Origin of the sequence: Guptibacillus hwajinpoensis (genome assembly GCF_020524165.1) — a bacterium.
Classification (GTDB): Bacteria; Bacillota; Bacilli; order Bacillales; family Guptibacillaceae; genus Guptibacillus; species Guptibacillus hwajinpoensis_D.
Genome location: NZ_JAIVKU010000003.1, coordinates 432,441 through 458,772, shown reverse-complemented (window position 1 = coordinate 458,772; position 26,332 = coordinate 432,441). Strand labels below are relative to the sequence as shown.

General features: G+C 39.9%; 25 protein-coding genes. 8 read left to right on the top strand and 17 right to left on the bottom strand.

Annotated features, from left to right (window positions below; all coding sequences use genetic code 11):
* Positions 1–11: 11 nt before the first annotated feature.
* Together LC090_RS05525 and LC090_RS05520 are read right to left on the bottom strand one after the other, a co-directional pair.
* Positions 12–803, bottom strand: a complete 792-nt coding sequence (locus LC090_RS05525) for a TIGR00266 family protein (RefSeq protein WP_226656041.1) — start codon at positions 801–803, stop codon at positions 12–14.
* A 106-nt stretch (positions 804–909) separates the two neighbouring features.
* Positions 910–1,296, bottom strand: a complete 387-nt coding sequence (locus tag LC090_RS05520; protein ID WP_226656039.1) for a response regulator — start codon at positions 1,294–1,296, stop codon at positions 910–912.
* Positions 1,297–1,579: 283 nt separating this feature from the next.
* Between LC090_RS05520 and LC090_RS21890 the strand changes: the two genes are divergently transcribed.
* Complete coding sequence (locus LC090_RS21890; protein WP_255461919.1) at positions 1,580–1,708, top strand: hypothetical protein; 129 nt, start codon at positions 1,580–1,582, stop codon at positions 1,706–1,708.
* 94 nt (positions 1,709–1,802) lie between these two features.
* Here the strand turns inward: LC090_RS21890 and LC090_RS05515 are convergent, their stop codons facing one another.
* The 4 genes from LC090_RS05515 to LC090_RS05500 form a co-directional block, all read right to left on the bottom strand.
* A complete protein-coding gene (locus LC090_RS05515) occupies positions 1,803–2,435 on the bottom strand; it encodes a YtxH domain-containing protein (RefSeq protein WP_226656037.1) in 633 nt (210 codons plus the stop codon).
* 2 nt (positions 2,436–2,437) lie between these two features.
* Positions 2,438–2,872, bottom strand: a complete 435-nt coding sequence (locus LC090_RS05510) for a DUF948 domain-containing protein (RefSeq protein WP_226656605.1) — start codon at positions 2,870–2,872, stop codon at positions 2,438–2,440.
* 94 nt (positions 2,873–2,966) lie between these two features.
* Positions 2,967–3,521 (bottom strand): HD domain-containing protein, encoded by a 555-nt coding sequence (locus LC090_RS05505; protein WP_226656034.1) that lies wholly within the window; start codon positions 3,519–3,521, stop codon positions 2,967–2,969.
* A complete protein-coding gene (locus LC090_RS05500) occupies positions 3,508–4,698 on the bottom strand; it encodes a DUF418 domain-containing protein (protein ID WP_226656032.1) in 1,191 nt (396 codons plus the stop codon). The genes LC090_RS05505 and LC090_RS05500 overlap by 14 nt, the downstream gene beginning before the upstream one ends.
* A 300-nt stretch (positions 4,699–4,998) precedes the next feature.
* On the opposite strand from LC090_RS05500, the gene LC090_RS05495 reads away from it, so the two are divergent.
* The gene (locus LC090_RS05495) at positions 4,999–5,529 is read left to right on the top strand and encodes a sigma-70 family RNA polymerase sigma factor (RefSeq protein WP_226656030.1); all 531 of its coding nucleotides are present in this window, start codon (positions 4,999–5,001) and stop codon (positions 5,527–5,529) included.
* A gap of 12 nt (positions 5,530–5,541) precedes the next feature.
* The gene (locus tag LC090_RS05490; protein WP_226656028.1) at positions 5,542–6,147 is read left to right on the top strand and encodes a hypothetical protein; all 606 of its coding nucleotides are present in this window, start codon (positions 5,542–5,544) and stop codon (positions 6,145–6,147) included.
* A gap of 33 nt (positions 6,148–6,180) precedes the next feature.
* On the opposite strand, the gene LC090_RS05485 is transcribed toward LC090_RS05490, so the two are convergent.
* Positions 6,181–7,473: a DUF2254 domain-containing protein gene (locus LC090_RS05485; RefSeq protein WP_226656025.1), complete on the bottom strand. Its 1,293-nt coding sequence runs from the start codon at positions 7,471–7,473 to the stop codon at positions 6,181–6,183.
* 111 nt (positions 7,474–7,584) lie between these two features.
* Positions 7,585–8,145 carry a methyltransferase family protein gene (locus tag LC090_RS05480; RefSeq protein WP_226656020.1) on the bottom strand — a complete coding sequence of 187 codons (561 nt, stop codon included), beginning with the start codon at positions 8,143–8,145 and terminating at the stop codon, positions 7,585–7,587.
* A gap of 418 nt (positions 8,146–8,563) precedes the next feature.
* Here LC090_RS05480 and proB point away from each other — a divergent pair, with 418 nt between their 5' ends.
* The 4 genes from proB to LC090_RS05460 all read left to right on the top strand — a co-directional run bounded on the left by proB (position 8,564) and on the right by LC090_RS05460 (position 13,812).
* On the top strand, positions 8,564–9,706 hold the full coding sequence (proB, locus tag LC090_RS05475; RefSeq protein WP_226656017.1) for a glutamate 5-kinase: 1,143 nt from the start codon (positions 8,564–8,566) through the stop codon (positions 9,704–9,706).
* Positions 9,707–9,740: 34 nt separating this feature from the next.
* Positions 9,741–11,006 (top strand): glutamate-5-semialdehyde dehydrogenase, encoded by a 1,266-nt coding sequence (locus LC090_RS05470; RefSeq protein ID WP_226656014.1) that lies wholly within the window; start codon positions 9,741–9,743, stop codon positions 11,004–11,006.
* A gap of 163 nt (positions 11,007–11,169) precedes the next feature.
* Positions 11,170–12,279 (top strand): NADH:flavin oxidoreductase, encoded by a 1,110-nt coding sequence (locus LC090_RS05465; RefSeq protein WP_226656011.1) that lies wholly within the window; start codon positions 11,170–11,172, stop codon positions 12,277–12,279.
* A gap of 192 nt (positions 12,280–12,471) precedes the next feature.
* Complete coding sequence (locus LC090_RS05460; RefSeq protein WP_226656008.1) at positions 12,472–13,812, top strand: DUF2252 domain-containing protein; 1,341 nt, start codon at positions 12,472–12,474, stop codon at positions 13,810–13,812.
* 31 nt (positions 13,813–13,843) lie between these two features.
* Here LC090_RS05460 and LC090_RS05455 read toward each other — a convergent pair whose 3' ends face one another.
* The 6 genes from LC090_RS05455 to LC090_RS05430 all read right to left on the bottom strand — a co-directional run bounded on the left by LC090_RS05455 (position 13,844) and on the right by LC090_RS05430 (position 21,831).
* On the bottom strand, positions 13,844–14,470 hold the full coding sequence (locus LC090_RS05455; RefSeq protein ID WP_226656604.1) for a YczE/YyaS/YitT family protein: 627 nt from the start codon (positions 14,468–14,470) through the stop codon (positions 13,844–13,846).
* A gap of 236 nt (positions 14,471–14,706) precedes the next feature.
* Positions 14,707–15,645 (bottom strand): peptidoglycan-binding protein, encoded by a 939-nt coding sequence (locus LC090_RS05450; protein ID WP_226656005.1) that lies wholly within the window; start codon positions 15,643–15,645, stop codon positions 14,707–14,709.
* 312 nt (positions 15,646–15,957) lie between these two features.
* A complete protein-coding gene (gene cydC, locus LC090_RS05445) occupies positions 15,958–17,709 on the bottom strand; it encodes a thiol reductant ABC exporter subunit CydC (protein ID WP_226656603.1) in 1,752 nt (583 codons plus the stop codon).
* Positions 17,709–19,427 (bottom strand): thiol reductant ABC exporter subunit CydD, encoded by a 1,719-nt coding sequence (gene cydD, locus LC090_RS05440; RefSeq protein ID WP_226656002.1) that lies wholly within the window; start codon positions 19,425–19,427, stop codon positions 17,709–17,711. The genes cydC and cydD overlap by 1 nt, the downstream gene beginning before the upstream one ends.
* A complete protein-coding gene (gene cydB / locus LC090_RS05435) occupies positions 19,427–20,440 on the bottom strand; it encodes a cytochrome d ubiquinol oxidase subunit II (RefSeq protein ID WP_226655999.1) in 1,014 nt (337 codons plus the stop codon). The genes cydD and cydB overlap by 1 nt, the downstream gene beginning before the upstream one ends.
* Positions 20,437–21,831, bottom strand: a complete 1,395-nt coding sequence (locus tag LC090_RS05430; RefSeq protein WP_226655996.1) for a cytochrome ubiquinol oxidase subunit I — start codon at positions 21,829–21,831, stop codon at positions 20,437–20,439. Before LC090_RS05430 ends, cydB begins: the two co-directional genes overlap by 4 nt.
* A 425-nt stretch (positions 21,832–22,256) precedes the next feature.
* On the opposite strand from LC090_RS05430, the gene LC090_RS05425 reads away from it, so the two are divergent.
* A complete protein-coding gene (locus tag LC090_RS05425) occupies positions 22,257–23,159 on the top strand; it encodes an EamA family transporter (RefSeq protein WP_226656602.1) in 903 nt (300 codons plus the stop codon).
* A gap of 48 nt (positions 23,160–23,207) precedes the next feature.
* Here LC090_RS05425 and LC090_RS05420 read toward each other — a convergent pair whose 3' ends face one another.
* From LC090_RS05420 to LC090_RS05410, 3 genes are all read right to left on the bottom strand, one after another.
* A complete protein-coding gene (locus LC090_RS05420) occupies positions 23,208–24,368 on the bottom strand; it encodes a TerD domain-containing protein (RefSeq protein ID WP_226655993.1) in 1,161 nt (386 codons plus the stop codon).
* Positions 24,369–24,533: 165 nt separating this feature from the next.
* Positions 24,534–24,764, bottom strand: coding sequence for a hypothetical protein (locus LC090_RS05415; protein WP_226655990.1), 231 nt, complete (start codon positions 24,762–24,764; stop codon positions 24,534–24,536).
* Entirely contained in the window at positions 24,745–26,295 is a 1,551-nt protein-coding gene (locus tag LC090_RS05410; RefSeq protein WP_226655987.1) for a sodium:solute symporter family protein, read from the bottom strand. The genes LC090_RS05415 and LC090_RS05410 overlap by 20 nt, the downstream gene beginning before the upstream one ends.
* Positions 26,296–26,332 lie beyond the last annotated feature (37 nt).

The window sequence follows — 26,332 nt, the reverse complement described above, 5'->3', positions numbered from 1 at the left end:
TTAAATGAGGATTAATCTCCATTAAACATATCAAAAAGTCCTTTTGCCATACTCCCTTCCCCTTTACTACCACCCGGAGTTTGGGGCATTGCAGCGAATACGCGACTTGCTAAGCGACTAAATGGAAGAGATTGAACCCAAACCGTCCCTGGCCCTTTAAGGGTTGCAAAAAACAACCCTTCTCCACCAAACAAAGCTGTTTTCACCCCTTTTACAAACTCAATATTATAAGTGACATTTCCTGTCATAGCTACTAAACAACCGGTATCAAGGCGAAGCGTTTCACCTGGCTGAAGCTCTTTTTTATGTATGGTGCCACCAGCGTGAACGAATGCCAAACCGTCCCCTTCAAGCTTTTGCATAATAAACCCTTCTCCGCCAAAGAAACCGGTTCCTAACTTCTTTTGTAATTCTATCCCAACCGATACACCTTTCGCAGCGGCGAGAAAAGCATCTTTTTGACAAATGATTTTTCCATCCCATTCACTTAAATCCATCGGAATAATTTTTCCCGGATAAGGCGAAGCAAAGGATACGTGCTTTTTCTCCTTTCCTTCATTTGTAAAAGCCGTCATGAAGAGACTTTCGCCTGTAAGAACTCGTTTTCCAGCACTAAACAACTTCCCTACTAAGCCACTCTGTCGTTCGCTTCCATCGCCAAAAATCGTTTCCATTTCAATGTGATCTTCCATCATCATAAGACTGCCCGCTTCAGCTACAACTGTCTCTCCTGGATCCAGTTCAACTTCGACAAATTGCATATCATCCCCGTATAGTTTAAAGTCAATTTCGTGATTGTTCATTCTATGACTCCCCTTCTTTCGATCATTGATTAAAATACGATTCGGAAAGGAATAGGTTTCAATCATGATAGAAAAAACCTGCTCTCTAGTGAAAGCAGGTAAAAGATTATTTGGTGCGTACGACCTCTTTCGTATCAAGAGGTATAACACGTTTAACAGTTCGACACACTTCTTCGATATCAAACGGTTTTGCAAAGTGTGTGATGGCACCAAGCTTCATAAATTCTTGTACAAGCTGTAATTCACCATAGGCCGTCATAAAGATAACCTGAACTTCTTCGTTAAATTTTTTCAGCGTTTTAAACACTTCTAATCCGTCCATACCGGGCATTTTCAAATCGAGGATTACAAGATCCGGACATTCCTGTTTCACAAGCTCAATGGCTGTCATTCCGTTCGCAGCTTGTAGCGTTTGGTACCCTTCTTTCTTAAATAGTTCGCTTAACAACACTCGAATGCCATACTGGTCGTCCACAATTAATATTTTCTTCATCGTATGCCCACCTTTTTTGCGATATAGTCTCAGATCATGCGACTTCTTATCATTATTGTGCATCATCTATTCACGAAAGAAAATAACTTCGTCGAAACTAGTCATGAGATTACAAATCTCGCACATTTTCGCCTTACTTATTGTTCATCATTAAGAAATGAAAGCGTTTTATCGAAAACACAGGTGCTTTTTTACCATTTTATAACTTTTTGCGATTAAGGCGTTTTATCTTTTGCATGTGGGGAAATGATAATTAGATTAAAATTAGGAGGGTTTAAAAACCATGACTGGTCCAACCATTCAGACCATTAAAGAAATCGAGAACAAAGCGAAGAAAGAACAACTTGAAGCATCCAAAGCAAGAAGCGTTGTCCGAGAAGCTACAAAAGTAAACTCGATCCACCCGTCCTAATTTTCATATTCAGACAAAGACAAAGAAAAAAGCAGAGGGGCCTCCTCTGCTTTTCCTTTGTCTAATGTCTAAAAAAACCGCCATCAGGCGGTTTTTACTTTGAGTCTTTCTTATACGTTCTTTTCAGTTCTAACTCAGCTGCTTCATCCAAGGTTTCAGGATGGTCCGGATCTCTTTCAAGCGTTCGTTCAACATCACGTTGAATGACATCGTCAAATGTCTCGGCACCTTCCGTTTCCACAATGATCTTTTCGATATCGTGATTCACCACGGTTGATGTCGGTACCTCTGTCTCGTCAAGTTCAGCTGCTCGCTTGATCGAATATCCGCTAACAAGCGCTTCCTCTTCTGACGGAGCGGAATCAGTTTTACGATTTTTCACTTTGCTCACGATGTCGTTCGACTTTGTTTTAACCGATTGTGCAAACGCATTCGATTTGTTTTTCACATTACTAGTCACTTCAACACTCTTATCTTTCGCTTTTGTAACGCCGCCACTAATATCATTTCGCAGGTCTTTCCCGGCTTTTGGAGCAAGCAATACGCCTGCTGCAGCTCCCACGACACTTCCAGCTAGAGCAGCAATCGCTGGACCTTTAAACTGACTTTCTGACTTAATCGGGTCTGAAGAATCAATGCGAATCACTTCTCTTGTTGAGGATGAATACCCTTCTGGTGCTGGTTCGTGTTCAACCTTTACATCATGGTTTGATTTCGATTCTTTCATCTTTATCCTTCCTCCTTAACAGATTGAATGTTTGATTTTTTGATTCGATACTTCTCCCACATAGCCAGAGCAGTACTTCCCCAATTCGCCGCTTCAGCCGCTTTTCCCTGCCTGGCTTCTACGCCTTTTTCAACCGAATTGCTTAATTTGGCAAAAGAACGCGTTAAATTTTGGAGGGAAGCACCTGTTTCTTGGACGGATTGGAAAACTGGGGAGAATTTTCCGACTTTTGATTGTACTTCATCTGCGAGTACATTCGTTTTGTGAAGCATCATCGTTGTTTCTTTTGACAGCCCATCAATTTGCCCCTGTAGGGAATCAATCATTTCTGCCGTGTTGGAAAGTGTTTTTTCCGTCGACTTTAATACTTTAATTAAAAAGATACTAAGTACTGCGAAAACAATCGCGATAAGAGCTACAGCTAAATAAAGTATCATTTCCACTTAACTACCTCCTACTTCTATTCGAATATAATTACCAATACCCCGAAGTAGGAAATGTAATCATCAAATTCAGATGACATACATTACGTTAATCCCCAAAAACCGCATGAATCATGTCCTTTAGCTTTGAAAACAAAGGGAAGTTAGATTCTGTTACTGAAAGATTAGCTACTAAACTTCTATAGACTGATTCATAATACCAGCACTGCTTTTCTTTACCACGATTAAATCGCTCCCAGACTTGTTCTCCTTCTTTTTCGTAATCGGATTTAATGGTCGTTAAGTTGTGAAGTTTATCTGCACAAGCAATTTGCTTAACACGAAATGACGCTTTCCTTAACGTGCTTATCGTATGAGTTTTTCTTTCTTCCCAGCTGAGACTTTTATCAGGCTCCGAACATGCTTGAACTAAATCAGCAATGACTTGACCAAATTCTTCTTTAACCACTTCATAAGTTATTGCAGTATCTTCGACAACATCATGAAGGATTCCCGCTGCAATGGCTTCTTCTGATGCGCCTGCTTCTAATAAGTAGAACCCGACTGTTACCGGATGAGAAAAGTAAGGTAAGGATATTCCCTTTCGATACTGTCCATCGTGAGCGATCGCAGAAAATGCAACTGCTTTTTCAATCAGTTTCATAGACAACCTCCCCTTTCTGATTTCTTTTTAATGGAAAACGCGTTCGATATGTACCCATTCTCCATATCCATTCAATCGGACCGTATCGAAATTTAAGTAACCACCATCGACTAAGAACAATTTGCACTAAAAAGATGCCTATTAGTAGCAATATACCCGTTGTCACTTCGATATCTCCATATAAACCTAAACCATAGTGATAGAAAAGTAGCGTACTAATAATTGACTGCAAGAGGTAATTTGTTAGCGCCATTTTCCCAACCCATTCGAGAGGCTTTAGCGTTTTTCCTGAATAATAAATGAGCGAAATGACCGACATATAAAAAAGTGAAAGAAGCGGTCCTCCTAGACTATCTTGAAGATGTGAAAAGGCATAAGAATCAAACAGAAAAGGCGATAGTTTAACAACAAAACCAATTGCTCCGACAAATAAAAACTTTCTCACGATTGGCAAGTTGTTCGGTTCCCCGTTAAACCACCCTTTTTTCGCAAACGCCGCACCGATTAGAAAGTAGGGAAAGATCGAGAATATGAGCAAAATCCCATTTATTCCACCATTCACGTAAGTCCAATCGCTCAGACGTTGATTTAATATTTCTACATAGCTACCTGACCCGTATACAAGAAGTGACTGTTGAATCGCTACAGGCTGATGTGATGTAAATTCCTCGCTACCATAAGGCAACAATATTAAAAAGAAAATAATGGCATAAAACAGCCATAAACCCAGTCCGATTTGCAATAGTTGCTTACCGTTTAATTTGATAAAGGCTAGTAATAGAAAGCCACACAGACTATACGTAAATAAAATATCGCCGTGCCAAATCAAAACAAAATGGATGACACCAAAAAGACATAAGAATACCAAACGTCTCACCATAATCGGAAGAAACGGGGCACTACGAGCAGTTAAACGATTGTTTAGAATAATAAAACCATATCCGAACAAAAACGAAAATAAAGGATAAAAGCTTGCTTGTGCCATTACATCGATTATATTCATAGCGAATTGGTTCCATTGATCCCCCCAGTAGCTCAGCTGATCGATGTACATCCAGGGCGAATGAAAATCTACCATATTCACAAAAAAAATACCTAGTAAAGCAAGACCACGCATTGCATCAATGGAGAGAATCCTCTCCTTTGTAGGTGTAGGAACTGCCGTTGATTTAGTCAATTTATTCCTCTTTTCATTCTAATTTACTCCTCATACCCACTCGTTCCACATGAGGTGAACAATATCCTTCTTAAGCCTTCTTAAGCCATCTATGTCTCCAATTCGCTCAATCTGTTCTCATATTCACTCCCCGACAAACGAGCTTATAAATTATTTTTATATAATTAAAGGAAAATCTACCAAGATCAGTTAAATCTATTCTATAATAGAAACATACACAAATTATGGAAATATATTATGAAACCCTTCGTGCATGTTACTCGTCTTTTGTTTGAAGGGCCGAAGGAGGAAGACGCAACCTTGGGGAACAAAGAACCAACCAACTATCTTGATCTTACCAATAAGGAAGCGGTCCTTGAAACAATTATGGATGAATATGGCGAAAGTGTTGTTTGGCTTGCTTTTAGTTATTTGAAAGATAAAGGAAAAGCAGAAGATATTGCTCAAGAAGTATTTATTACTTGCTATACGAAACTAGACACTTTTAATATGGAAGCTTCTCTAAAATCCTGGGTATTAACCATTACCGCAAATAAATGCAAAGATGTTCTTAAGAGTTGGGGATATCGTAACATCATCTTTGCTCAATCTCTGTTAAATACATTTAAACAAAATGCTTCGGAACCCGACATGGTACTCATCGGGTCTGAAGAAAATAAGGAGCTTGCACTAAACATTCTTAAGCTCCCTACTAAGTATAGAGAGGTTATCTTTCTTCATTATTTTGAAGACTTAAAAGTACAAGAAATCAGTGAACTACTTTCCATTAAGGAAAACTCGGTAAAAACGAGGTTGCGACGTGCAAGAATGCTTCTTAAAGAAATGTACTAAGGGGAGGTTCCTATGGAAAAACAGCTAAAAAATCTCCGTGCCAGAATGATTGATACAAAAGCAGTAACCTTTACCCGTATGCATAAAAATGAGGTTTGGAAAGCTGTTAATAGAGATACTTCTTCGAAAATCAATGATCATTTTAGTAAAGGAATGCAAAAAAAATTCCCAGCACTCCTCACTTATCTTACACTTCTCATCCTGCTAGTCGGTACCGTTTTTTTTGCTGCATCTGAAAGTGGCATTTTACAAGATAACCAATCGGCCAACGTTCACTCGATGACTGAAGAAGAATTATATAACAATCTGTGGCAATCCGCATCACTTATCAAGAATCCTAGCGATGAAGAGAAAATCCGCTCGATTGCCCTGTCTTACTTAGCTAACTACGATAACTGGAAGATCAGCAATCGAGAAGCTGTTTACAAGGAACAACCTGCCATTCTCGCTCAAGGAAGAATTACAGAAGGTTATTTTGAGAAAATGACGTTTAGTCTATGGATTGAACCGGATACAGGTCTTCCCCTCAATTTCGTCATTCGCAATCAAAAAAGTAGTATCCTTGAAGAATTCACATTACCAAACGGGTCACTTGCTAAGGTGGAACAACAAAAATAAAGGCATCCGATATTTCATCGGATGCCTTACTAGCTATTTACATACTTCATTTAATACTTCTGATGTGTGAAGAAGAAACTCACGGTCAAGATCAGGAAGTTCGTTAAGATCAAGGCTTGTTAATAAGTATTGATGGAACCGCTGTACATCTGCTTTTATTTCCTTACGTTGTCCGTCTGCGGTTAAAATTAGCGCCTCAAGTATACCGTTTAACATCGATACATCATCTTTACCGTAATGACGTATTTGATAGAACGACTTATAAAGATATTGAAAGAATGGTTTTGGCGTTGATAGAACGCGAAGGTTTCTTTCTTTATCAAAAAAAGCTTCTTTAGGATCATACGTATGACCGATTTTTGAAAGGATCGTACCAATGCGGTTCGTACAGTTAACTGCTGTATGCGGATCATTCACTGATGGTGAGATCGCTCTTAGCGCAATATCTACGAGCTTTTGAATAGAAAACTCTAAATCCTGATCATTAATTCGTTCCGTTCCAATCGCAATTGAATTTAAAAAACTGTTAGAAGAAAACGTGGAAGAACCTTTCATCCAAACTGTCGCGATTCTAGAACCTTCCTTCACATAATTCCCTACATCAGCATTAAGTCGAATAATGCTTTCATTTTGAGTGGCGAGATCAACTAACTTTGAGTAAGGGATTTTCTGAATATAGCCCATCTTATTACTATAAATCGGCATACCATCTTCTTCTCTCAATTCACTTTCTTCCCAGCGATCCCACTTTTCGAACGTCTCACCTTCGTAAAGTTCACTTTTCGTTTCAACAAGAAAGAGGGATCTTCTCGTGATCTTTTCAATTAAATTGTTTACCTGAACAAACGTGGCAGAATGATGAATAAATAAGATGAAGAACAATAAACAAGTTATCGCAAGGACCACAGTTAAAAGTGGCGATAAAATAACTCGGCCGTCTTTTCCTGTTAAAAGAAGCATATTCACTAATGAAAAGACAAATCCTGCCACAAAGACCCCAAGCACATGTTGAGTAAAACGATCTGAAATAAAATCTTGTAAGGTTCTTGGAGAAAATTGTGATGAATAAGTCGTTAGGACGACCATGATGGAGGAGAATGAAATCGTCGTCATTGTTAAAATGGCTGTAACGAGCGGACCGTAAAGTGACTGTGCAATTTTTTCTGTGGCAAGAAACAACTTAGGTAATGTTCCATTAAGCTGAGAAATGTACATAAGATCAATCCACGTGCTTAACCCCACTACTGCCAAAGAAATAAGGCCATAAACGACTGGCAGAAACCAGAAGCTATTACGCAGGTTAATCGAAGTTTTAGAATAATTCATTTGTCGAAGTCCTCTTTCACTATTATGTCATCTAACCCCTGTTCCCTCTTTTACTCATCCTAATCCCTACTTATTAAAATGGATCATATTCCCACTAGGTCTCATCCTTGTTTAATAGATAAACGGTACTAAACGATACCTTTCCTTTCCCCATTCGAGATAAGTTTCCCCAACAGAAGCATAGAGCATTCTTTCTTCAATATAAATTCGGTAAAGAAGGGCAGGAACAAGCAAAAGAATAGATAACAGCATCCCTCCCCACGTACCCAGGTAAATTGGTAACCCCACTAAAGTAAGAAGTAATCCTGTATAAAGAGGATGACGCAATAAACGATAAGGGCCAGAGCTAACAAGATCCACTTTTCGCTCCACGACCACATTTCTTGAAAAAAACTGCCCTAGCTCTTGAATTCCCCAATACCTTAATCCAATCCCACTGCCATATAGGATCACACCTAGCAATTGAGTCAAGAGCGATTCTCTAAAGACGAATCTTCCAAATTCACTAAAAAGAAGAGAGCCTATAATGGACAAACTAATCATGATGAGAATCCAAATAAAAGATCGCTTTTCAGAAGAAGTCGATTCCGTATTCTTTTTACCACGTTTCATTACAAATTCACTTATCCATAAAACAGTCAATAAAACAAAAAATACGTCGATTAAGAACATGCCATCCCCCTTTCAACACCCTTTTATCAGCAGTATACCAGAGTTCCTTCATTACTGTCTGATAGGTGTGTGTTCCATTTGCATAAAACTCATCTTTTATACACATCACCACTATGTAAGCCCTTACATAAAGGCGAATGCTCTAAACTTTTCCATACAACGAAACGAATAAAATGGATTAAAATGTAAATTATTATTGTTTTTCAGTCCTTATATACCGTCATAAGGAAGCCTCTCATCTTCTAAGCTTATGTGAAACGAGTTTAGAGCGAGCATCGTCCGTATTCGTAGTTATTCTCCTCGTATTCGGACTATTTGGGCATGTGATGTTGTCACGATATGCCGGTTTGTTATACTCGTAGAGTCAATTGATTAAAGCAATCACACATTTAACGGCAAGTTATATAGGAGTGAAATAATGAATCTAAACGACGAAAAGAAACGAATCGTAATTAAAATCGGAAGCAGCTCATTAACGAGTAGACTAGGTGACATTAGCCGCAGAAAACTAGAACGACTAGTAGACGATATTGTGATGTTAAAAGATGAAGGTCATGAAGTTCTTCTTGTTTCATCAGGAGCAGTAGCCGCTGGTTACCGCCGCCTTGGATGCCTTGAACGGCCAACATCACTTTCAGAAAAGCAGGCCGCTGCATCAATCGGTCAGGGGCTGTTAATGGAAGCATATTCAGAACGCTTCATATCTCACGGCTATACTGCTTCACAAATTCTGATTACGCGCAGTGACTTTTCTGATCGCAAAAGATACAATAACGCACGCAACACGATTAATGTTCTATTAGAAAGAGGAATTGTTCCAATCGTCAATGAAAATGACACAGTAACAGTTGAACGTTTGAAATTTGGAGACAATGATACCCTTTCAGCTAAAGTCGCTGCACTTGTAAGTGCTGATCAGCTTATCATTCTATCTGATATAGACGGTCTTTATAGTGATGATCCAAGAAAGAATCCGGATGCGAAACTTTTAGAACATGTGACTGAAATCACACCAGAAATTGAAGAATCCGCTGGAGAACCTGGTAGCTCTGTCGGTACCGGTGGCATGAGATCCAAAATTGATGCAGTTAAAATTGCAATGGCATCAGGTACACCTTCTTTCTTAGGTAACGCCACAACAAAAGGTATCATCTATAATGCAGTTCACCAAACCGCTACAGGAACGTACTTCACACCTGAAGGTCAAGCTGAGCTTGATAATAAGAAACAATGGATTGCCTTTAATTCAGGTCCTGAAGGTGAAGTAATCGTGACTGATAAAGCAAGCTCTGAAATCTCTGAACATGAACGTAGCTTACAACCTGTAGGTGTGCACTACGTACATGGACACTTTAAGCCAGGAGCTGTTGTGAAACTAACAGACATGGATGGAGAAGAAATTGGTCTCGGTGTTACCAACTACTCTTCTAAGCATTTGAAAATGATTAAAGGACTTTCCACTGAAGAAATATCTGAGCTTATCGATATTTCAGTGAAAGAAGCCGTTCATATTAATGATTTTGTTTATCACGATCAGCTAGCTATTCCACTCGGCTCGTAATAAAATAAGAATAAAAAAATATAGGAGGCGTTTGATGACTACTCTAGATCCAATTAAAGTAAATGTAAAAGAACAAGCAAAGCAGGCACAAGGGGCTTCTAAAACCCTCTCCCTGCTTACAACTGAGGAAAAGAATCAAGCATTACTCATTATTGCAGACGAACTTGAGAAAGAAACAGACTATATTTTAAACGAGAATAAGAAAGATCTTGAGCGCGGAAAAGAAAAAGGATTTACAGAAGCATTCATGGATCGCTTAAGTTTATCAGAAGAGCGTGTGAAAGACTTTGCAAACGGCCTTCGTGAAGTCGCAGAGCTTGAGGACCCAGTAGGCGAAGTGATTTCGGACTGGTCACTTGATAATGGTATGCAAGTAGAACAAGTGCGCGTTCCACTGGGCGTTATCGGTATGATCTATGAAGCACGACCAAACGTAACCGTTGATGCCACTGGTCTTGCACTCAAATCAGGAAATGCGATTGTACTAAAAGGTGGATCCAACGCTCTTAATTCAAATAAAGGGATTGTTCGCGTTATTCATGCAGCACTTCCAAAAACAAAAATTCCTGTAGAAGCTGTTCAGCTCATCGCCACAACCGATCGAGAAGCAACGAGTCAGCTCTTTACGATGAAAGAACATATCGATGTTCTCATTCCTCGTGGAGGCGGTGCTCTCATCAATACAGTCGTAAACAATGCAACTGTACCAGTACTCGAGACAGGTGTAGGGAATTGCCACATCTATTTCGACGAATCTGCGGAAGTTGAAAAAGCGATAAACATTTTAATTAATGCGAAAACCGATCGTCCTGCGGTTTGTAACGCAGTGGAAACTCTTATCGTTCATGAAAAATGGCTTGCAGAAAACCAAGATATTCTCGAAAAAGCATTGGCTGACAATAACATTAAAGTTCACGGAGATGAACATATTGTAAACACGTTTAAAGACGCTGTACTCGCTGATGAAGAAGACTGGAGCAACGAATACCTTGGTCTTGAAATTGCAATCAAAACGGTCGAAAATACACAAGAAGCGATCGATCATATTGAACAATATGGCACAAAGCACTCTGAAGCGATTATTACAGAAGATGCAAAATCAGCTTCTTTATTCCGCAACCTAGTCGATGCGGCGGCTGTTTACCATAATGCATCAACGCGCTTTACAGATGGATCTGCCCTGGGCTTTGGAGCAGAAATCGGTATTTCAACACAAAAGTTACATGCAAGAGGTCCTATGGGATTACCTGCTTTAACTACGATCAAATATTGCATGACAGGTACTGGTCAAACTAGATAATGTTATTCTCCACCACCCTTTTAATAAAAGGGTGGTTTTTTTTGATAGAGCTAATCCCCCTTCCGATCGACACTATCTTTTAAATTGAGCATAACTTTCGTTTATTCCAGGGTTTCGCTTTATAATGATAACCATGAATGAGATCGTAGAGAGGATGACAGGAATGAACCACAACAAATTATTTACATCAGCAAAACTCGGAAAGCTTTCACTAAAAAATCGGTTTATCGTTGCACCTATGACTCGCATTACCGCAACAGATGACGGAAGTGCAACCACGACCATGCGCGATTATTATGAACGTTTTGCAAAAGGTGGTTTCAGTGCTGTTATCACTGAAGGCATCTATATAGATGAACTATACAGCCAGGGCTATTTAAATCAGCCTGGTTTAACCAACCATAATCATATAGAAACGTGGAAAAACGTAACTTCATCCGTGCATCAATACGGAACTTCAATCATTGCTCAACTGATGCATGCAGGTGGCCAAAGTCAGGGGAATGCCTACACAGATGTCACAGTAGCTCCTTCAACTATCCCACCAAAAGGAGAGCAGCTTGGATTTTATGGAGGATCAGGCTCTTTCAAAACACCAAAGCCTCTTTCTTTAGATGAAATAAAGGAAATAAAGCATTCATTTAAGAAAGCAGCTCGCCATGCACGAGAAGCAGGATTTGATGGTGTTGAAATTCATGGCGCAAACGGCTATCTGCTCGACCAATTTTTAACAGACAATTTAAACGAGCGTGAAGATGAATATGGTGGATCGCTTGAAAATCGTCTAAAGCTTTTAGTTGAAGTGATTGAAGATGTTCGAAATGAAGTTGGAAAGGACTTTACTGTGGGCATTCGTTTATCTCAAATCAAAGTTGCTGACCCAGCCTATAAATGGCCTGAAGGAGAAAAATCAGCAGCGCTCATCTTTTCAACATTAGCAAAAGAACTTGATTATATTCACGTAACAGAGCCTGATGGAACTAAACCTGCTTTTGGAGACGGTACTAAATCATTAGCGGCTGCTGCAAAAGCCTCTAGCTCCATACCTGTCATTGCAAATGGACAGCTAGGCGATCCTGATAAAGCAAGTAACCTTATCGTACAGAACGAAGCGGATTTTGTTAGTCTTGGTACAAGTGCTCTTGCTAACCCTGATTACCCAAATCGCCTGTTTAACGGAGAAGAATTAAACGTGTTTGATTTTGAGAGTACTCTCCTTCCTCTTGCTTATATTAAAGAACATGAAATCAAAGAAGATATTATAAGAGACTAACGACTAAGAGATCTCACTCCTTGCAATGGAGTGGGATCTCTTAAATTATTCTTTTAATCCACTTTCAACAATACGACTAATGATTGTAACTCGGTATCCATACAAACCCAAAGACTCTTATAACCTCTTTTATTTTGTTCGGACCTTCAACTAAAGTACACTAGAATTATGACGAACGAAGGAGGAAGCAACATGACATCCGTCTCAACGGAACACATCAAAAACACTAGAAACTATCTGCGAAAACAAACGTTACAAATGATTATTGAACAATTTGATTCTACGTTAATGAAACTTACGAAATCTGAACGTAAAACGAAATATAGTAAGATGAGCGAAAGTCCTTTTAGCTTCTTTCGTGGCAGCGCATATTTGTATTATTATGATGTTACACAAATACCTTTTCGTTACCATACACCAGATGACAAACCAACCTGGTTAATGGGCGATCTTCACTTCGATAACTTTAGTGCTTTTCGCAATGCTGATGGTGAGAATGTCTTCGATGTAGATGATTTTGATGAGGGATATCTCGGTTCTTATCTGTATGATTTACTTAGAATGACCGTTAGTATTCGACTTTATGCGGAAGACTTAGGTTATTCAGAAAGTCACCAATCAAAACTAGTAAGTACGTATATTAAGAATTATGTGAAGCAACTTCAAGCTTTTGAAAATGGAGAAGAAAAACCTGTTGAATTTCAATTCACTGAGAAAAACACAAAGGGCCCGATTCAGAAACGTATAAAAAAACTAGATGATCGTTCCCCTATGCACTCACTTAATAAGCAAACGCGAATTAACAGCGATGGGGAAAGAAAGTTCATTCGTACTGGAGAGAAATTAAGTGCGATTGGCGAAGCTGAAAAGACTCAGGTTAAAAAAGCATGGGAAGCATACACGGAAACACTCAAAGAAGAGGTTGACGAAAGCCTGAGACACTATGAAATAAAAGATATTGTTCAGAAAAAAGGGGCAGGGATTGGTTCTACTGGGTTGAGTCGCTACCTTATCCTTGTTCATGGTGAAAGTGCCAAAGACCATTTAACTGATCTTATTCTTGAAGTTAAGGAAGCACGGACGCCTATTCCGGCTTATTTTTTCCCTTATGACCAGGCATTTTGGGATACGAATAAGCATGAAGGTTTAAGAGTCATTAAAACTCAACAAGCCATGCATCATAAACAAGACCCTCATCTCGGTTACGTTACAATTGGAGATAAAGAATTTTATGTAAGAGAAAAATCCCCTTTTACAAAAGAAATAGAGCCGAAACATATGAAAGAATATAAAGATCTTAAACAAACCGTTAAGACGATGGGACAAATTTCTGCTAAAATTCATGCTCGAGCTGATTCTGATATTGATCATCACTATTTAACCTACCATAGCGAAACAGAAATTCTTCGCGTGATTGACGACTGGAAAAACTTACGTAATGAAGTGGATGAATGGGCGACACATTATCAGAAATGTGTAAAAAATGACTATGTTCTTTTCCTTGAATGGTGTAAAGAGAAAAACTATATCTAAATAAAAGCCTGCCGAATTCGGCAGGCTTTTATTAAACAGATTCATTTGATGACATTGGCTTTTGATAACTTAAACTAGTTTCTAGCAATGTTTTACATTGTGGCATCGAAAATTGAATGATTTTACCTAGCATAAAAGCAATCACAATGCTCCCAATGCCAACTGGCCCTCCAAGTAACCAACCTAGAAGTAATACTGCGATTTCAATCCCATTTCTTACCCAATCGATTCGCCACCCCGTTTTTTCAACAATGAGCAACATGATTCCATCCCGCGGTCCTGCTCCAAGCCCAGACGTTACATATAAACCGATGCCATATCCTAGCACAACAATACCGACTATAAATACGATTCCCTGAGCAAGCAGCGTGACTGGATCCGGGAGAAAATATAGGAAAAAATCAATAAATAAACCAAGAACAAGCATGTTTAGGAAAGCGCCTAACTGCGGCAGTTTTTTTGTATAGATCGATGTTAAAGTAAGTATTATAAATCCAGTAATAATAGACCAGCTTCCTATCGTTAAGCCAAACTGCTTAAATAATCCATAATGAAACACGTCCCACGGACCAATTCCGAAAGCTTTTCCTTTAATCGTCATGGCAATGCCCAGACCAAGTACAGCCAGGCCTACGAAGAAAAAACTCCACCGAATCATTTTATTTCGCACTGAAAAGCACCTCTCAAACAACACAATTTCAAACCTTTGAAACTATATCATAGGAAGGAAAACATAAAAACCACTCGGTAAACTAGGAAATAAAGTACGTTGTTTACTAGGTTTTTACTATGTCTAAGTTGATGCGAAATGATCCTTTCAAAGGAAAAATAAAAATTAAAGACAAAAAAACTGCCTGATGATGTCATCAGGCAGCGATCTTCTATTTCATTTCATTAGTTAAGAACTGTTACAGTAACTGTCTTGCGACCAAAATCTAATGCATCTTGTTGGTCAGCCATGAATAAATCAACTCGGTTACCCTGGATTGCACCGCCAGTATCACCAGCAACTGCTTCTCCGTAACCTTCTACATATACTTTCGAACCTAGTGGAATTACATCAGGGTCAACAGCGATTACTTTTTGATTTGGATTAGCTCTCAAATCAATACCAGTAGCTGTTACACCAGAGCATCCTGTACAGAATGCAGTGTAAGCTGTTGCTTCCATTTGAATTTCTTGTCCACTTGCCTGTGAAGACTTACTTTCAGTGTTTGATTCTTTAGCAGGCGTGGAATTAGAAGTAGTAGATGTTTGAACTGCTTCCTTATTAGTAGCTTCTTTCTTTGCTGGTGCTTTAGGAGCAGGTGCACTACCACCGTTTAGTACAGACCAAGTGTTTTTACCGGCAATCCCATCTACTGATAGACCGTTATCAGCTTGGAACGCACGAACGGCTTGTTCAGTGATCGGACCATAGATTCCGTCTACTGTATAGTTATAATAACCACCAAGCTCTTCTTGTAGCGCTTGTACTTGATGACCGCGATCACCTTGAACTAGCGTACGCATAGCTTGTCCATTATTTACGCTTTGCATTGCTGAAAATGTATTTGGACCTGCGATACCGTCAACAGCAAGACCATGTTCTTTTTGGAATTGCTTTACAGCACCTTCAGTAATTGATCCGTAGTATCCTGTAGATTCATCATAGTTGAAATACCCTTTGGCAGACAGTACATCCTGTAACTCGACAACGTCGCCGTGTTTTTCACCATAAGAAAGTGTTTGATCTCCTAGTGCCGCCTCTGAAACTACCGGACTAGCAAACATCATTCCAGCTAGTGCTGTGGATGTAACCACGTTTCTTACAATGTTTTTACGAGCTACCATGTATACATTCCTCCTGAGAGTTTTAATATTGGTGTTGGTTTGTTTATCTCTCAATCACCCATGTTCCACATGATAACAGGCAAATATAACACAGCGATTTAAGTCCAATAACAAGTCGGTTACATAAATATGACAGATTAATACGGTTTTTATAAACTTTGCACAATATAGTACTATATGCCTATTTACGTCAGGGTTTTATTACAATTATGTCAATAAACTAGTAAAAACCCGTATTTTCGGTTCTTCAAAAAGAACGAAATTAAACGAAACCTTTTCAAAGAAACGAACAAAATACTCTATTTAGGTCTTTTATCCTATTCTACTCACACTTTCTTTTTTTAATTGAAAAGGCACATCTAGTTCATAAAGTTTTCTGTAACGATCACTCGTCTTGAGCAGTTCCTCATGCTTTCCTTCCATAGCAATTCTACCTTCATCCATAAACACAATGTGATCCATTCTCTTCATCCCTACAAGATGATGTGTTGCCCATACAATCGTTTTCTTCTCTAGAACTTGAAAGATTGTGGAGACCAAGGCTTGTTCTGTCTCTGGATCAAGACCGACTGTAGGTTCATCTAACAAAACAATGGAAGTGTCTTGTAATAGAAGACGAGCTAAGGCAACACGCTGACGCTCTCCCCCAGAGAACCTCATTCCGGCTTCTTGCATAGAAGTTTGGTAACCTTCAGGCAATGAAAGAATAAAATCATGAAGATGAACGGTTTTTGCAGCCTCATACACTTCTTCATCTGTCGCAGATGGTTTGCCAAGTCGAATATTATTTAACACCGAGGTATCAAAAAGGTAAGGCTGTTGGTTTAGTACACTCACTGAAGGACTTTGCGTTTCTTTCCCTACATGCTCTATCCCATTTCTTGTTAAACTACCTTCTGAAGGGGAATATATTCCTTGAAAAATCTTTAGTAGAGTCGTTTTTCCAGATCCACTTGGCCCAAGAATAGCGAGCTTCGTTCCCTGAGGTAGGTCAAGGTTAATTCCATGTAGAATTTGCTGTCCATCTTTAGATTGATAACCAACCTGAATACAGCTAATACCACTTTTACTCCAGCCACTATTCTCTTCGTCATCATTTATAGTCGAAGGTGGCGCTACGGACAACTCGTTTAATCGATTGATTGAATCTTCATATCCGGGAAGTTCACTTATCGCATCAGAAAGTGGCAGAAAAGCCTCCGTTAATGGAAAAACAATCAATACGAATGCTGCAATTAACGTCCGCGCCACATCTCCTTCCATACTCTGATTCCCTGTCCAAATAAGCATGGCACAGACAATCACTCCTACCACACATTGCGCCATGAAGTTTCGATACGAAACAAAAGTAGAGCGGCGATGCTCTTCTTTACAAATGACCAAATCCTCCGCTTCAAAGCGTTGAAGAAACGTTTTCTGTTGACCGCTAAAAACCCAATCACCCATTCCAACGATTCCGTCTGTTAGTGAACTATATTGAGAGCTTCGCCGACTTTTAAGCTTCGTGATGGTTTGACGTGTCATCAATAAAGATATTATAGGGAAAAGAATCACAAGAACAAATCCATAGAGTGCCATTATTCCTGCAAATGGCCATGAAAACGAACCAAGCATTCCGATCGCACCCGCATATAAAAGAACACCAATAATGGAAGGGAAAACCGTTTTAACATAAACATCCTGCAAGTATTCAATATCCTCCGCCATCACACCAAGAAGATTACCGGTCTTCATCCCGGCTCCTTCCTTTAGAATTCTCGGCTCAATCGTTCTATATAGTCGTGAACGCATCTCGGAAAGGATCTTTAAGATAACATGGTGACTTAGTAACTTCTCACTATACCTTGACACAGCACGTAAAATACCAAATGTCCTGACTGCAACAATAGGTACATAGATTAAGAGAAGATTTTCCGGCCTAGTGGCAGCTTTAGAAATAAGAAACCCCGATGTAAACATAAGAAAGGCTGCTGAAAAGGCGGTCAATAAGCCAAGAATGACGACAATCGTGAAAAGTTTTGCATTTTCTTTTAAATATGGAACGATCCATCCTTCCTTCTCCATCATGAGACACCCTCCATCTGCAAACACACCATATGATAATAGCTTCCTCTTCGTGCCATTAACTCTTGGTGCGTACCACTTTCAACTATTTCACCTTTTTCAAGCATAAGAATGAAATCCATTTCCATCATCCAATGCAACCTGTGGGTGGCCATAAAAACTAGTTTATCCTTAAATAAAGGAAGTATCTTTTTCTTAATCTCATATTCTGTTTCCACATCGAGCTGCGCTGTTGGTTCATCAAGAAGGAGGATGGAACGCTCTTCTAGAAAAGCACGCGCCAGGGCAACCCGCTTTGCTTGCCCTCCGCTTAACTCTCTTCCCCCCTCTCCGATTTTCTCATTTAACCCATTAGGAAGAAGAGCAACAACCTCTTTTAACCCAGCTGCTTCTACTGCCCGTTCAACTGCTTCCATAGAAGCATCGGGCTGATAGAAACGAATATTGTTCGCTAGCGTATCATGAAAGAGATGAGGGTGTTGCGGCATATAGTATAACTGCTTCTGCCATTCCGTTTTCTTTAAATGAGTCATCACCTCTCCATTTATTTCAATGCTTCCTTCATCTCCTTCAAGAAATCCTCCCAAAACATCAATTAAGGTCGTCTTACCAGAGCCACTTTCGCCAACGATTCCAATCTTTTTCTTTCCTTTCACCGAAAAGGAAACGCGATGCAACGAGTTTTTTTCTTGCCCTTCATGGTTAACTGTTAGGTAATGAAACGCTAACTTATCTTGAGCAGACCACTGCGGAACAATTGCTTTTTCCTGTTGAAAATCTGGAGTATGAATCATTTCAAGTAGCTTTCTTCCTGCTTCTTGTCCATTTAATGTAGCGTGGTAGTCGTTCCCTAACTCACGAACTGGAAGGAAAATTTCCGGAGCAAGAATTAGAATTGTAAGGGCTGGCATAAGGGTGATTTCACCTTCAACAAGACGCAATCCAAGAAAAACAGCGACTGTAGCTATTCCTAACATTGTAAAAAAATCGAGAGCAAAGGAAGAAAGGAAAGCTACTCGTAACGTACCCATTGTCGATTTCCGATACTTTTCACTCACTTCCTTAATACTTCTAGCATGTTTCCGACTTAAGCCAAGGTACTTCAACGTTTCAAGACCACGAAGTGAATCAACAAAATGATTGGATAATATGCGATGCGTGCTCCACTGCTTGTCTGCCTTCTTTTTTGCAGCAAGACCAAGTAAAGCAAGGAAGCCGATTAAAATTGGTAGTGTCAGTAATAAAATAATTGCTGACGTTCTATCTAACGTCCAAATATAGATCAGTACAAGCGGGGGAACAACAAGCATTCCTGCTAATTTAGGAAGAAATAACGCCACATACAAGCGGAATTGTTTCGCTCCATCAATGAATAGCGTCACGAGATTACCAGTCCCAAACTTTCCTGCATAACGTGGTCCTAATGCAAAACATTTCTCAAGAGCGTCTTTTTTCAAGGAAGAAGCGACTTGAGCAGCATAGTGATCGATCGTTTTCGATAGGACAAGTTTAATGAGGTGCCTCGTTATAAAGGCAGTCAGGAAAATCGAAATAATGAATGAAAGTTGCTTGATCTGCTCTCCCTCAAAAAGTCTCGTTACCACTTCAGCGAGCCACTTTGCCTGCATGATCGTCGCAACCCCTTGTAAAACTGTGAAAAGCATTAGGAACAACAGAACTTTTTTAACATTTGGTAATAGAAAAAGAATTTTTCCCATTAGTAAATCATATCCTTACCATCTACTCGTTTCCTAAAAACATAGTAGCTCCAAATTTGATAACCAAGGACGAAGGGCAGAAGCGTAAGTGCTACGATCGTCATCACTTTTAATGAATAGTTTCCTGAAGAAGCGTTATACACAGTTAAATTGTAAGCTGCGTCGATCGAGCTAATCATTACGCGTGGAAATAATGCAGTAAATATAGTAGAAACCGTTAAGGCAATTCCCGCTCCAGTCATACCAAACGCCCATCCATCGCGATGGTGTTTTAAAAAGACAATCGCGAAAACATAGCTTAGTACAATCAATAAAATAAATGTAAGACTCACAAGCCCACGATTACTGAATATATCCGTTTCAACATACGAGAGTCCAACAAAAGCAACTAATGAAACCAGAACTCCATAGATCACTTGGCTTGCTAATTCTCGCGCACGCTTCTGAAGCTCTCCTACTGTTTTAAGTGTAAGAAACACGAGTCCATGTAAGAAACAGAGCATTGTCACTGTAATTCCACCGAGCACCGTGTATCCATTCACATAATCACTAAACCCGGCATGGATATTCATTTGTCCATCAATGGGCATTCCTCTTAAGATACTTGTAAAGAGAACCCCGAATAAAAATGGAGGCATGATACTTCCAATGAAAACAACCCAGTCCCAGGATCGGATCCACTTAGGTGTATCAACCTTTCCTCGGAATTCAAAAGCTACCCCACGACCAATAAGTGCGAGAAGGACAAAAACGAACGGGATATAATAACCGCTGAACATCGTCGCATACCAGTGTGGAAAGGCCGCAAAGATCGCACCGCCGCCCGTTAATAACCACACTTCATTCGCATCCCAGAAGGGGCCGATTGTATTTACCATTATCCGACGCTCTAACTCATTCCTACCAAGAAAGCGACTGGCCATTCCTACACCGAAATCAAACCCTTCAAGAAAGAAGAAGCCAACAAACAACACAGCTACGAGAATAAACCACAGTTCATTAAGTGCAATCATAAATAGGCCCCCTGATCAAACGGATCAACTGCCACTTCTTTGTCCTCATGAGCGGTATGTTCTGATCCCTTTTTAATTTCACGAACGAATAAGTAAACGAGTAAAATAGCCAGAATTGTATAAATCGTTGTAAACGATAGGAAAGAGAACAATAATGACGCCTTTGATACGTTTGGAGATACCGATGCCGAAGTTGTCATTAATCCAAATACCGTCCACGGTTGCCTTCCGATTTCCGTCATAATCCATCCGGCTGAATTCGCTATAAAAGGAAACGATATGAGCCATACCATTCCTTTAAGATAAAAATCACTACTCTCAAGCTTTTTGTAGAAATTTAGTAAAAGTCCGAGAAATGAAGTGAATATCATCAGCATCCCAGCGCCTACCATGACACGGAAACTCCAGAAAGTCGTTTTTACTGGAGGAATATAATTCCCCTCTCCGTACTTTTCTTCATACTCTTTCTGCAAGGTCTTCATGCCTGGTACTTCACCACTGAATTCTTCATAAGCAAGGTAACTAAGTGCATATGGGATGTTAATTTCAAAAGAGTTTTCTTGGTTTTTTGAGTCAACCAATGCGAATGCCGTCCAGGCTGCTGGATCGCCACTGTCATCCCATAACGCTTCACTAGCCGCCATCTTCATAGGCTGAGATTCCATCAAATGCTTTGCCTGTGCATGACCACTAAACGCCACGCCCATTCCAGAAATAAAAGCAACGATCATCGCAATATTAAACGACTTTTTAAAAAACGCTACTTCCTGTTTACGAAGAATTTTGTAGGCGCTAACACCCCCGATAAAAAAAGCACCTGTAGCGAGCGCCCCAAAGATAACGTGAGGGAACTCGACGAATAGCTGTGGATTTGTAAGAAGAGCGAAGAAATCATTCATCTCTGCTCGTCCGTTCCGAACAACAAATCCTACTGGTTCCTGCATAAATGAATTCGCTGCAAGAATCCACAACGCTGACATTAAAGTACCAAGCGAAACGAGCCAAATACACAACAGATGAAGTTTTTTGGATAATCGATCCCATCCAAATATCCAGAGACCAATAAATGTTGATTCCATAAAAAATGCAAGCAACGCTTCAATCGCAAGCGGTGCTCCAAACACGTCCCCTACAAAACGAGAATACTCAGACCAGTTCATCCCAAATTGAAATTCCTGGATAATCCCTGTTACAACCCCTACAGCAAAGTTAATGAGAAACAAATGGCCCCAGAACTTCGCCATGCGTTTATACACGTCTTCTCCTTTCACAACATAAAGCGTCTCCATGACCGCTACGAGAAAGACAAGCCCAATAGACAACGGAACAAACAAGAAGTGAAAAATCGTTGTTGATCCGAATTGTAGTCTTGCTAAAAATAATTCACTCATACCAGATCCCCCTTCATTCTTTCAAGTGATTGTTCACACGTGCACAATAAAAGGAGTGTGTGAACCATCACGGTTTAGATCATTACTCCTATGACAAAAGTCGCTTTCCGCTTCTTCCTTAGATTACCTCAGACGTTAAAAGGAGGGACGGAATGAATTTGAACGGTTTTTGTCTGTCCTGTGTGCGAATTTCGACAGTTGAATCAGAAAGAAGGAGAAATGTGAGGGATGTCACAGACTGAAGAAAAAAAGAGTTTCTATTCGACAAAATAAAACATTATTCGGGTAGTGACAGGCACTTCATACTTGCTTTAAGTAACGCATATACGTTATATTTGATTTTGTGTTTTTCAAATCAAAAGCGCTTTCATAGATTACATCATGCAATGCAACTAGAGTTAACTGGAGGCAAACGTTCAATGAAAATGTATTTATATCCCCTGCTTGTCATTATTGGAGCGAGCAGTTATGGGGTTGTTTCAACTATTATTAAATTAGCAATGGGCAGTGGCTTTACTGCATCTGAAGCCGTTACGAGCCAATTTTTTATCGGCTTTGTTATCGCGGTGCTCATCTTTTTAATAACAAATCGTCAGAAACTAAATTTCAGTGGGATGAAGATCCTTATATTAGCGGGGGTCTTTACGGGCTTAACGAATATCCTCTATGGACAATCGCTCAATTATTTACCCGCATCTCTTGCTGTAGTGTTGCTCTTTCAATTCACATGGATCGGCATGCTAATCTCAAGTATCACGAAGCGTCAATTACCTACAAGGATGGAAATACTATCTCTTGTTATTCTAATCGGTGGAACGATTCCTGCTGCAGGGCTTATTGATGCTGATTTATCCAACATTCCATTTCAAGGATGGTTATGGGGACTTGGAGCGGCACTTTGTTACTCACTTTTCCTATACTTTAATGGAAAAGCGAATGCCAAAATGAATACGTCAAACCGATTAGTGATCGTGTCGTTTTTCGCATTCCTGGTGTCAGCAGTTTTTCAATCTCCAGAAATCATCTGGAATGGGACACTCTTTCTAGAAGGATTATGGTTATACGGAATTGCATTAGGCTTATTTGGGATGATCATACCTGTTTTCTTATTTTCAATCGCGATCCCAAAGGTTGGCTTAGGTAAATCCTCCATCCTTAGTGCCATTGAGCTTCCCATCGCTGTCATGGTTTCCGTCATTTTATTAAGTGAAACTGTATCTATCCTGCAAGTAGCAGGAATTGTCATCATTATTATTGGAATGACACTACCAACTCTTTTTAGCGAAAACCTAAGCATCACTCGCAGAAAAGTAATTGAACAACAATAACGAAAACACCTCATCTAGTGGAGATGAGGTGTTTTCGTTTATAATCTTCTATTTAAACTCCATTGGTCCAACGTTCATTTCAAACGACCCATCTTGATATAAAAGTGGTGAGCGCTCCGTTCCACTTTTCGAATACTTCTCCACATGACTAACACTCATATCACGAGGATCAGTAAAATCAATTTTCGCAATCGCAACCCAATAGGCGAAGTTATTCTTTTCAAAAAGTGGAGACGTCACTTTTTGTCCCATTTGATTATCAACTACCGCTTTTGCCTTCATTGATTTAAAGCTCCCTATTCCATTTGATACCGCACTATACGCAGAAAATAATACGTACTTTAGCTCTGATGGTTTATGTACAACTACCGTTTCCTTTCCTGCTCCCTGTGCATCCCCATCTAATGTAATATAGGGTTCTTTATGCGCATGGCCGGGCGTCCGGTAGTACACTTTTCCTTCTGTTCCATCTTTCAGAACATAGAAGCAATACAAGTCTAAATCTTTCTTGCTTTTCCATTCAAGCGTCGCGACCACTTTCTCTGACTTCCTAATGGAGATTGCCTCTTTTTTCTTTAACGTAACCGTTAGAGGAACTACCGCTTCCTGTGGTGACTGTATGGGCGGGTTTGGGGTGACTTCCGGCTTTTCTACCTGTTGTTCGCTACTTTCCACCTCAATACCAAAATTCTCACAAAGCGCTGCTAGCCCGCCAAAGAAACCACTCCCAACCGCGCTAAACTTCCAATCTCCATTATGTATATAAAGCTCTCCTACAACAATTGCCGTCTCTCTCGTTAATTCTTTCCCAAAAGTAAATGAAACGAGATTCTCTCCAGTCGATTTATCCGTAATACGAAGCGACAAAGAAGACACTTGACCAAAATTCTGCCCTCTTTCTTCCCCTTCGTGAATCGTTAATGTAAATGCGATTTTCCTAACAGCAGAAGACAACCTATTAAAGGAAATGTGCGTTTCATTTCGATCATTCCCCTGTATGACTTGCTTCACACTTTGATCAACACTTACCGGCTGACCATAAAACAAAAAACTCTCATCCCCACTACATTTTCCTGTTTCATTTAAGAGAAACGCAGCTGCATCTACTTCGATCTCTTGATCATTATGCTGCCAATCTAGCGTTACAATAAGGTCCGATACACTTCTCCCTTTTGTAATCGGAACCTTTTGACCTCTACTAACATTCATTCGATGCCCTCCCCATCATCTATATTTCCCCCTATCATTATACCTTATATTGGTAAGCAGGAGAGTGAGTTTACTTTCTAGAAAAGAAAAAGCATTCACCCAACAATTGAGTGAACACTATCTATAAACACATCTATTCAAACCCTTCATATATTCAAAAGGACTTTAAGACTCATCCCCTCCATTGATCATTTCTAGAATAGGGCGAATCGCAATAAACAGTCCTGCGATAATTAGCCAACCTAGGGAGAGATACGTCCATCCTTTAAAAAAGCTCAAGCTATATTGATAGCCAGTGATAAACATGACGCCTGGAAAAATAATAATGAAAAGAGTGGTTAATCCTATAGCCCATCTGACACAAAGTTTCGCATCCTTATCGAGCTGTTCGTTCAAGTTGAATCTCCTCCTCCCTTTCGAGCTCTTCATCATCAAAGCTTTTGAATTTATCTTTCAATGAATCAAAGTCAAATTCTTCATTGGCCATTAGCCCGTGCCCGACGGCAATAACACCACTTACAATAAAGACAGTAATGTTTCCGAAAAACATTGATTCAAGTTGTCCTAGCGAATCAACACTCACTTCCCCGAACATAACATAGGCAGACGTAACCCAGGCTGTCACACCAAGGATAAAACCAGACAATGCTCCATAAAATGTCCCTTCATTGGTCGCTTTTTTCCAGAGTAAACCTAGTGTAACTGGAATAACTGCACCACTTACAAAAATACCCATTGCCATGTACACAAATCCTAAACTAATTCCAACGTAGAAAAGGAGAATAGACAGTAGCCCCATCATTAGTCCAAAGCTTAATGTTACTTTTCGGGATACGTTAAGTAATTTTTGACTGCTAGCTTTTGGATTAATCGAATGACGGTAAATGTCTGTTACGATGATATTCGTAATCGCCGTCAACTCTGCTGCTCCAGTCGACATGACAGCCATAAAGAGCATTGCGAGAAAAAGAATGGACCCTACACTACCAAGAAGATAGGAAGCCATCTCAGGCGCAACGGAGTCTGGTGTACTAATGGGCACACCGAGACCAGCTGCACTTACCCCTAGAAAAGTGGCAATTGCAAAAGGAATCGAGAACCAGGCAATCCCACCATAGATGTATGCTCGTGAAGTGGCAGTATCTTTACTAGCAATGGCTCGCTGCCAGTATGCCTGGTCAACGAAGACAGCACCGAAGTTACCTATTATATTAATCATACCGAAAAAGAGTCCTGGAATAGATGCCATGGTGAGCATAGATGTGGAAGATGGAAGATCTTGAAGTCCTTCATAGATGGGGGTGGTTCCAAATTTCACGTAGATCGCTACTGCGAAAATGGTGAGAATGAGAAAAATCATTACCGTGTTAAAGTAATCAGCCACAAAGGAAGCTTTCAAACCGCCTATCATGGTGTAAATCGTGAAAGTAAGGGGAATCAGGAATGCTGCAACAAACAAATTCATACCTGTCAGGGAATTGAGCGCAATCGCGCCACCAAGGATTACCATTGCTGTTACGAGAATGTTGGTCATAAGAGCAAAGACCATAATGAGTCGGTGGTTTTTCTTATCAAAACGCTGACCAATAAATTCTAGAAACGTATGTGCGTTTGGCGCCCTTCGCTTTAATTGAATGGCGACAATCGCAAACAATAGCACTTGAATACACGCACCGGCAGCATACCAATAAGGTCCGCTAATCCCATACTGATATCCTGTGGAAGAAGACATCATTAAAGTCGCTGCCCACGTCCAAGCTGCAATAATGGAGGCGCTTGTTAACCCGACTCCTACGCTACGACCAGCTGTACTATACTGCTCCGCCGTCATGGCCTGTTTTCGCTTTCGCTGCATGAAAAACGTAATACCTGTAAAAAACACTCCAAATACTAAAAGCAACAAATAACCAACACTGGATGATAACATATGATTCCTCCAAATCATTGAATTACGTCATACGTTA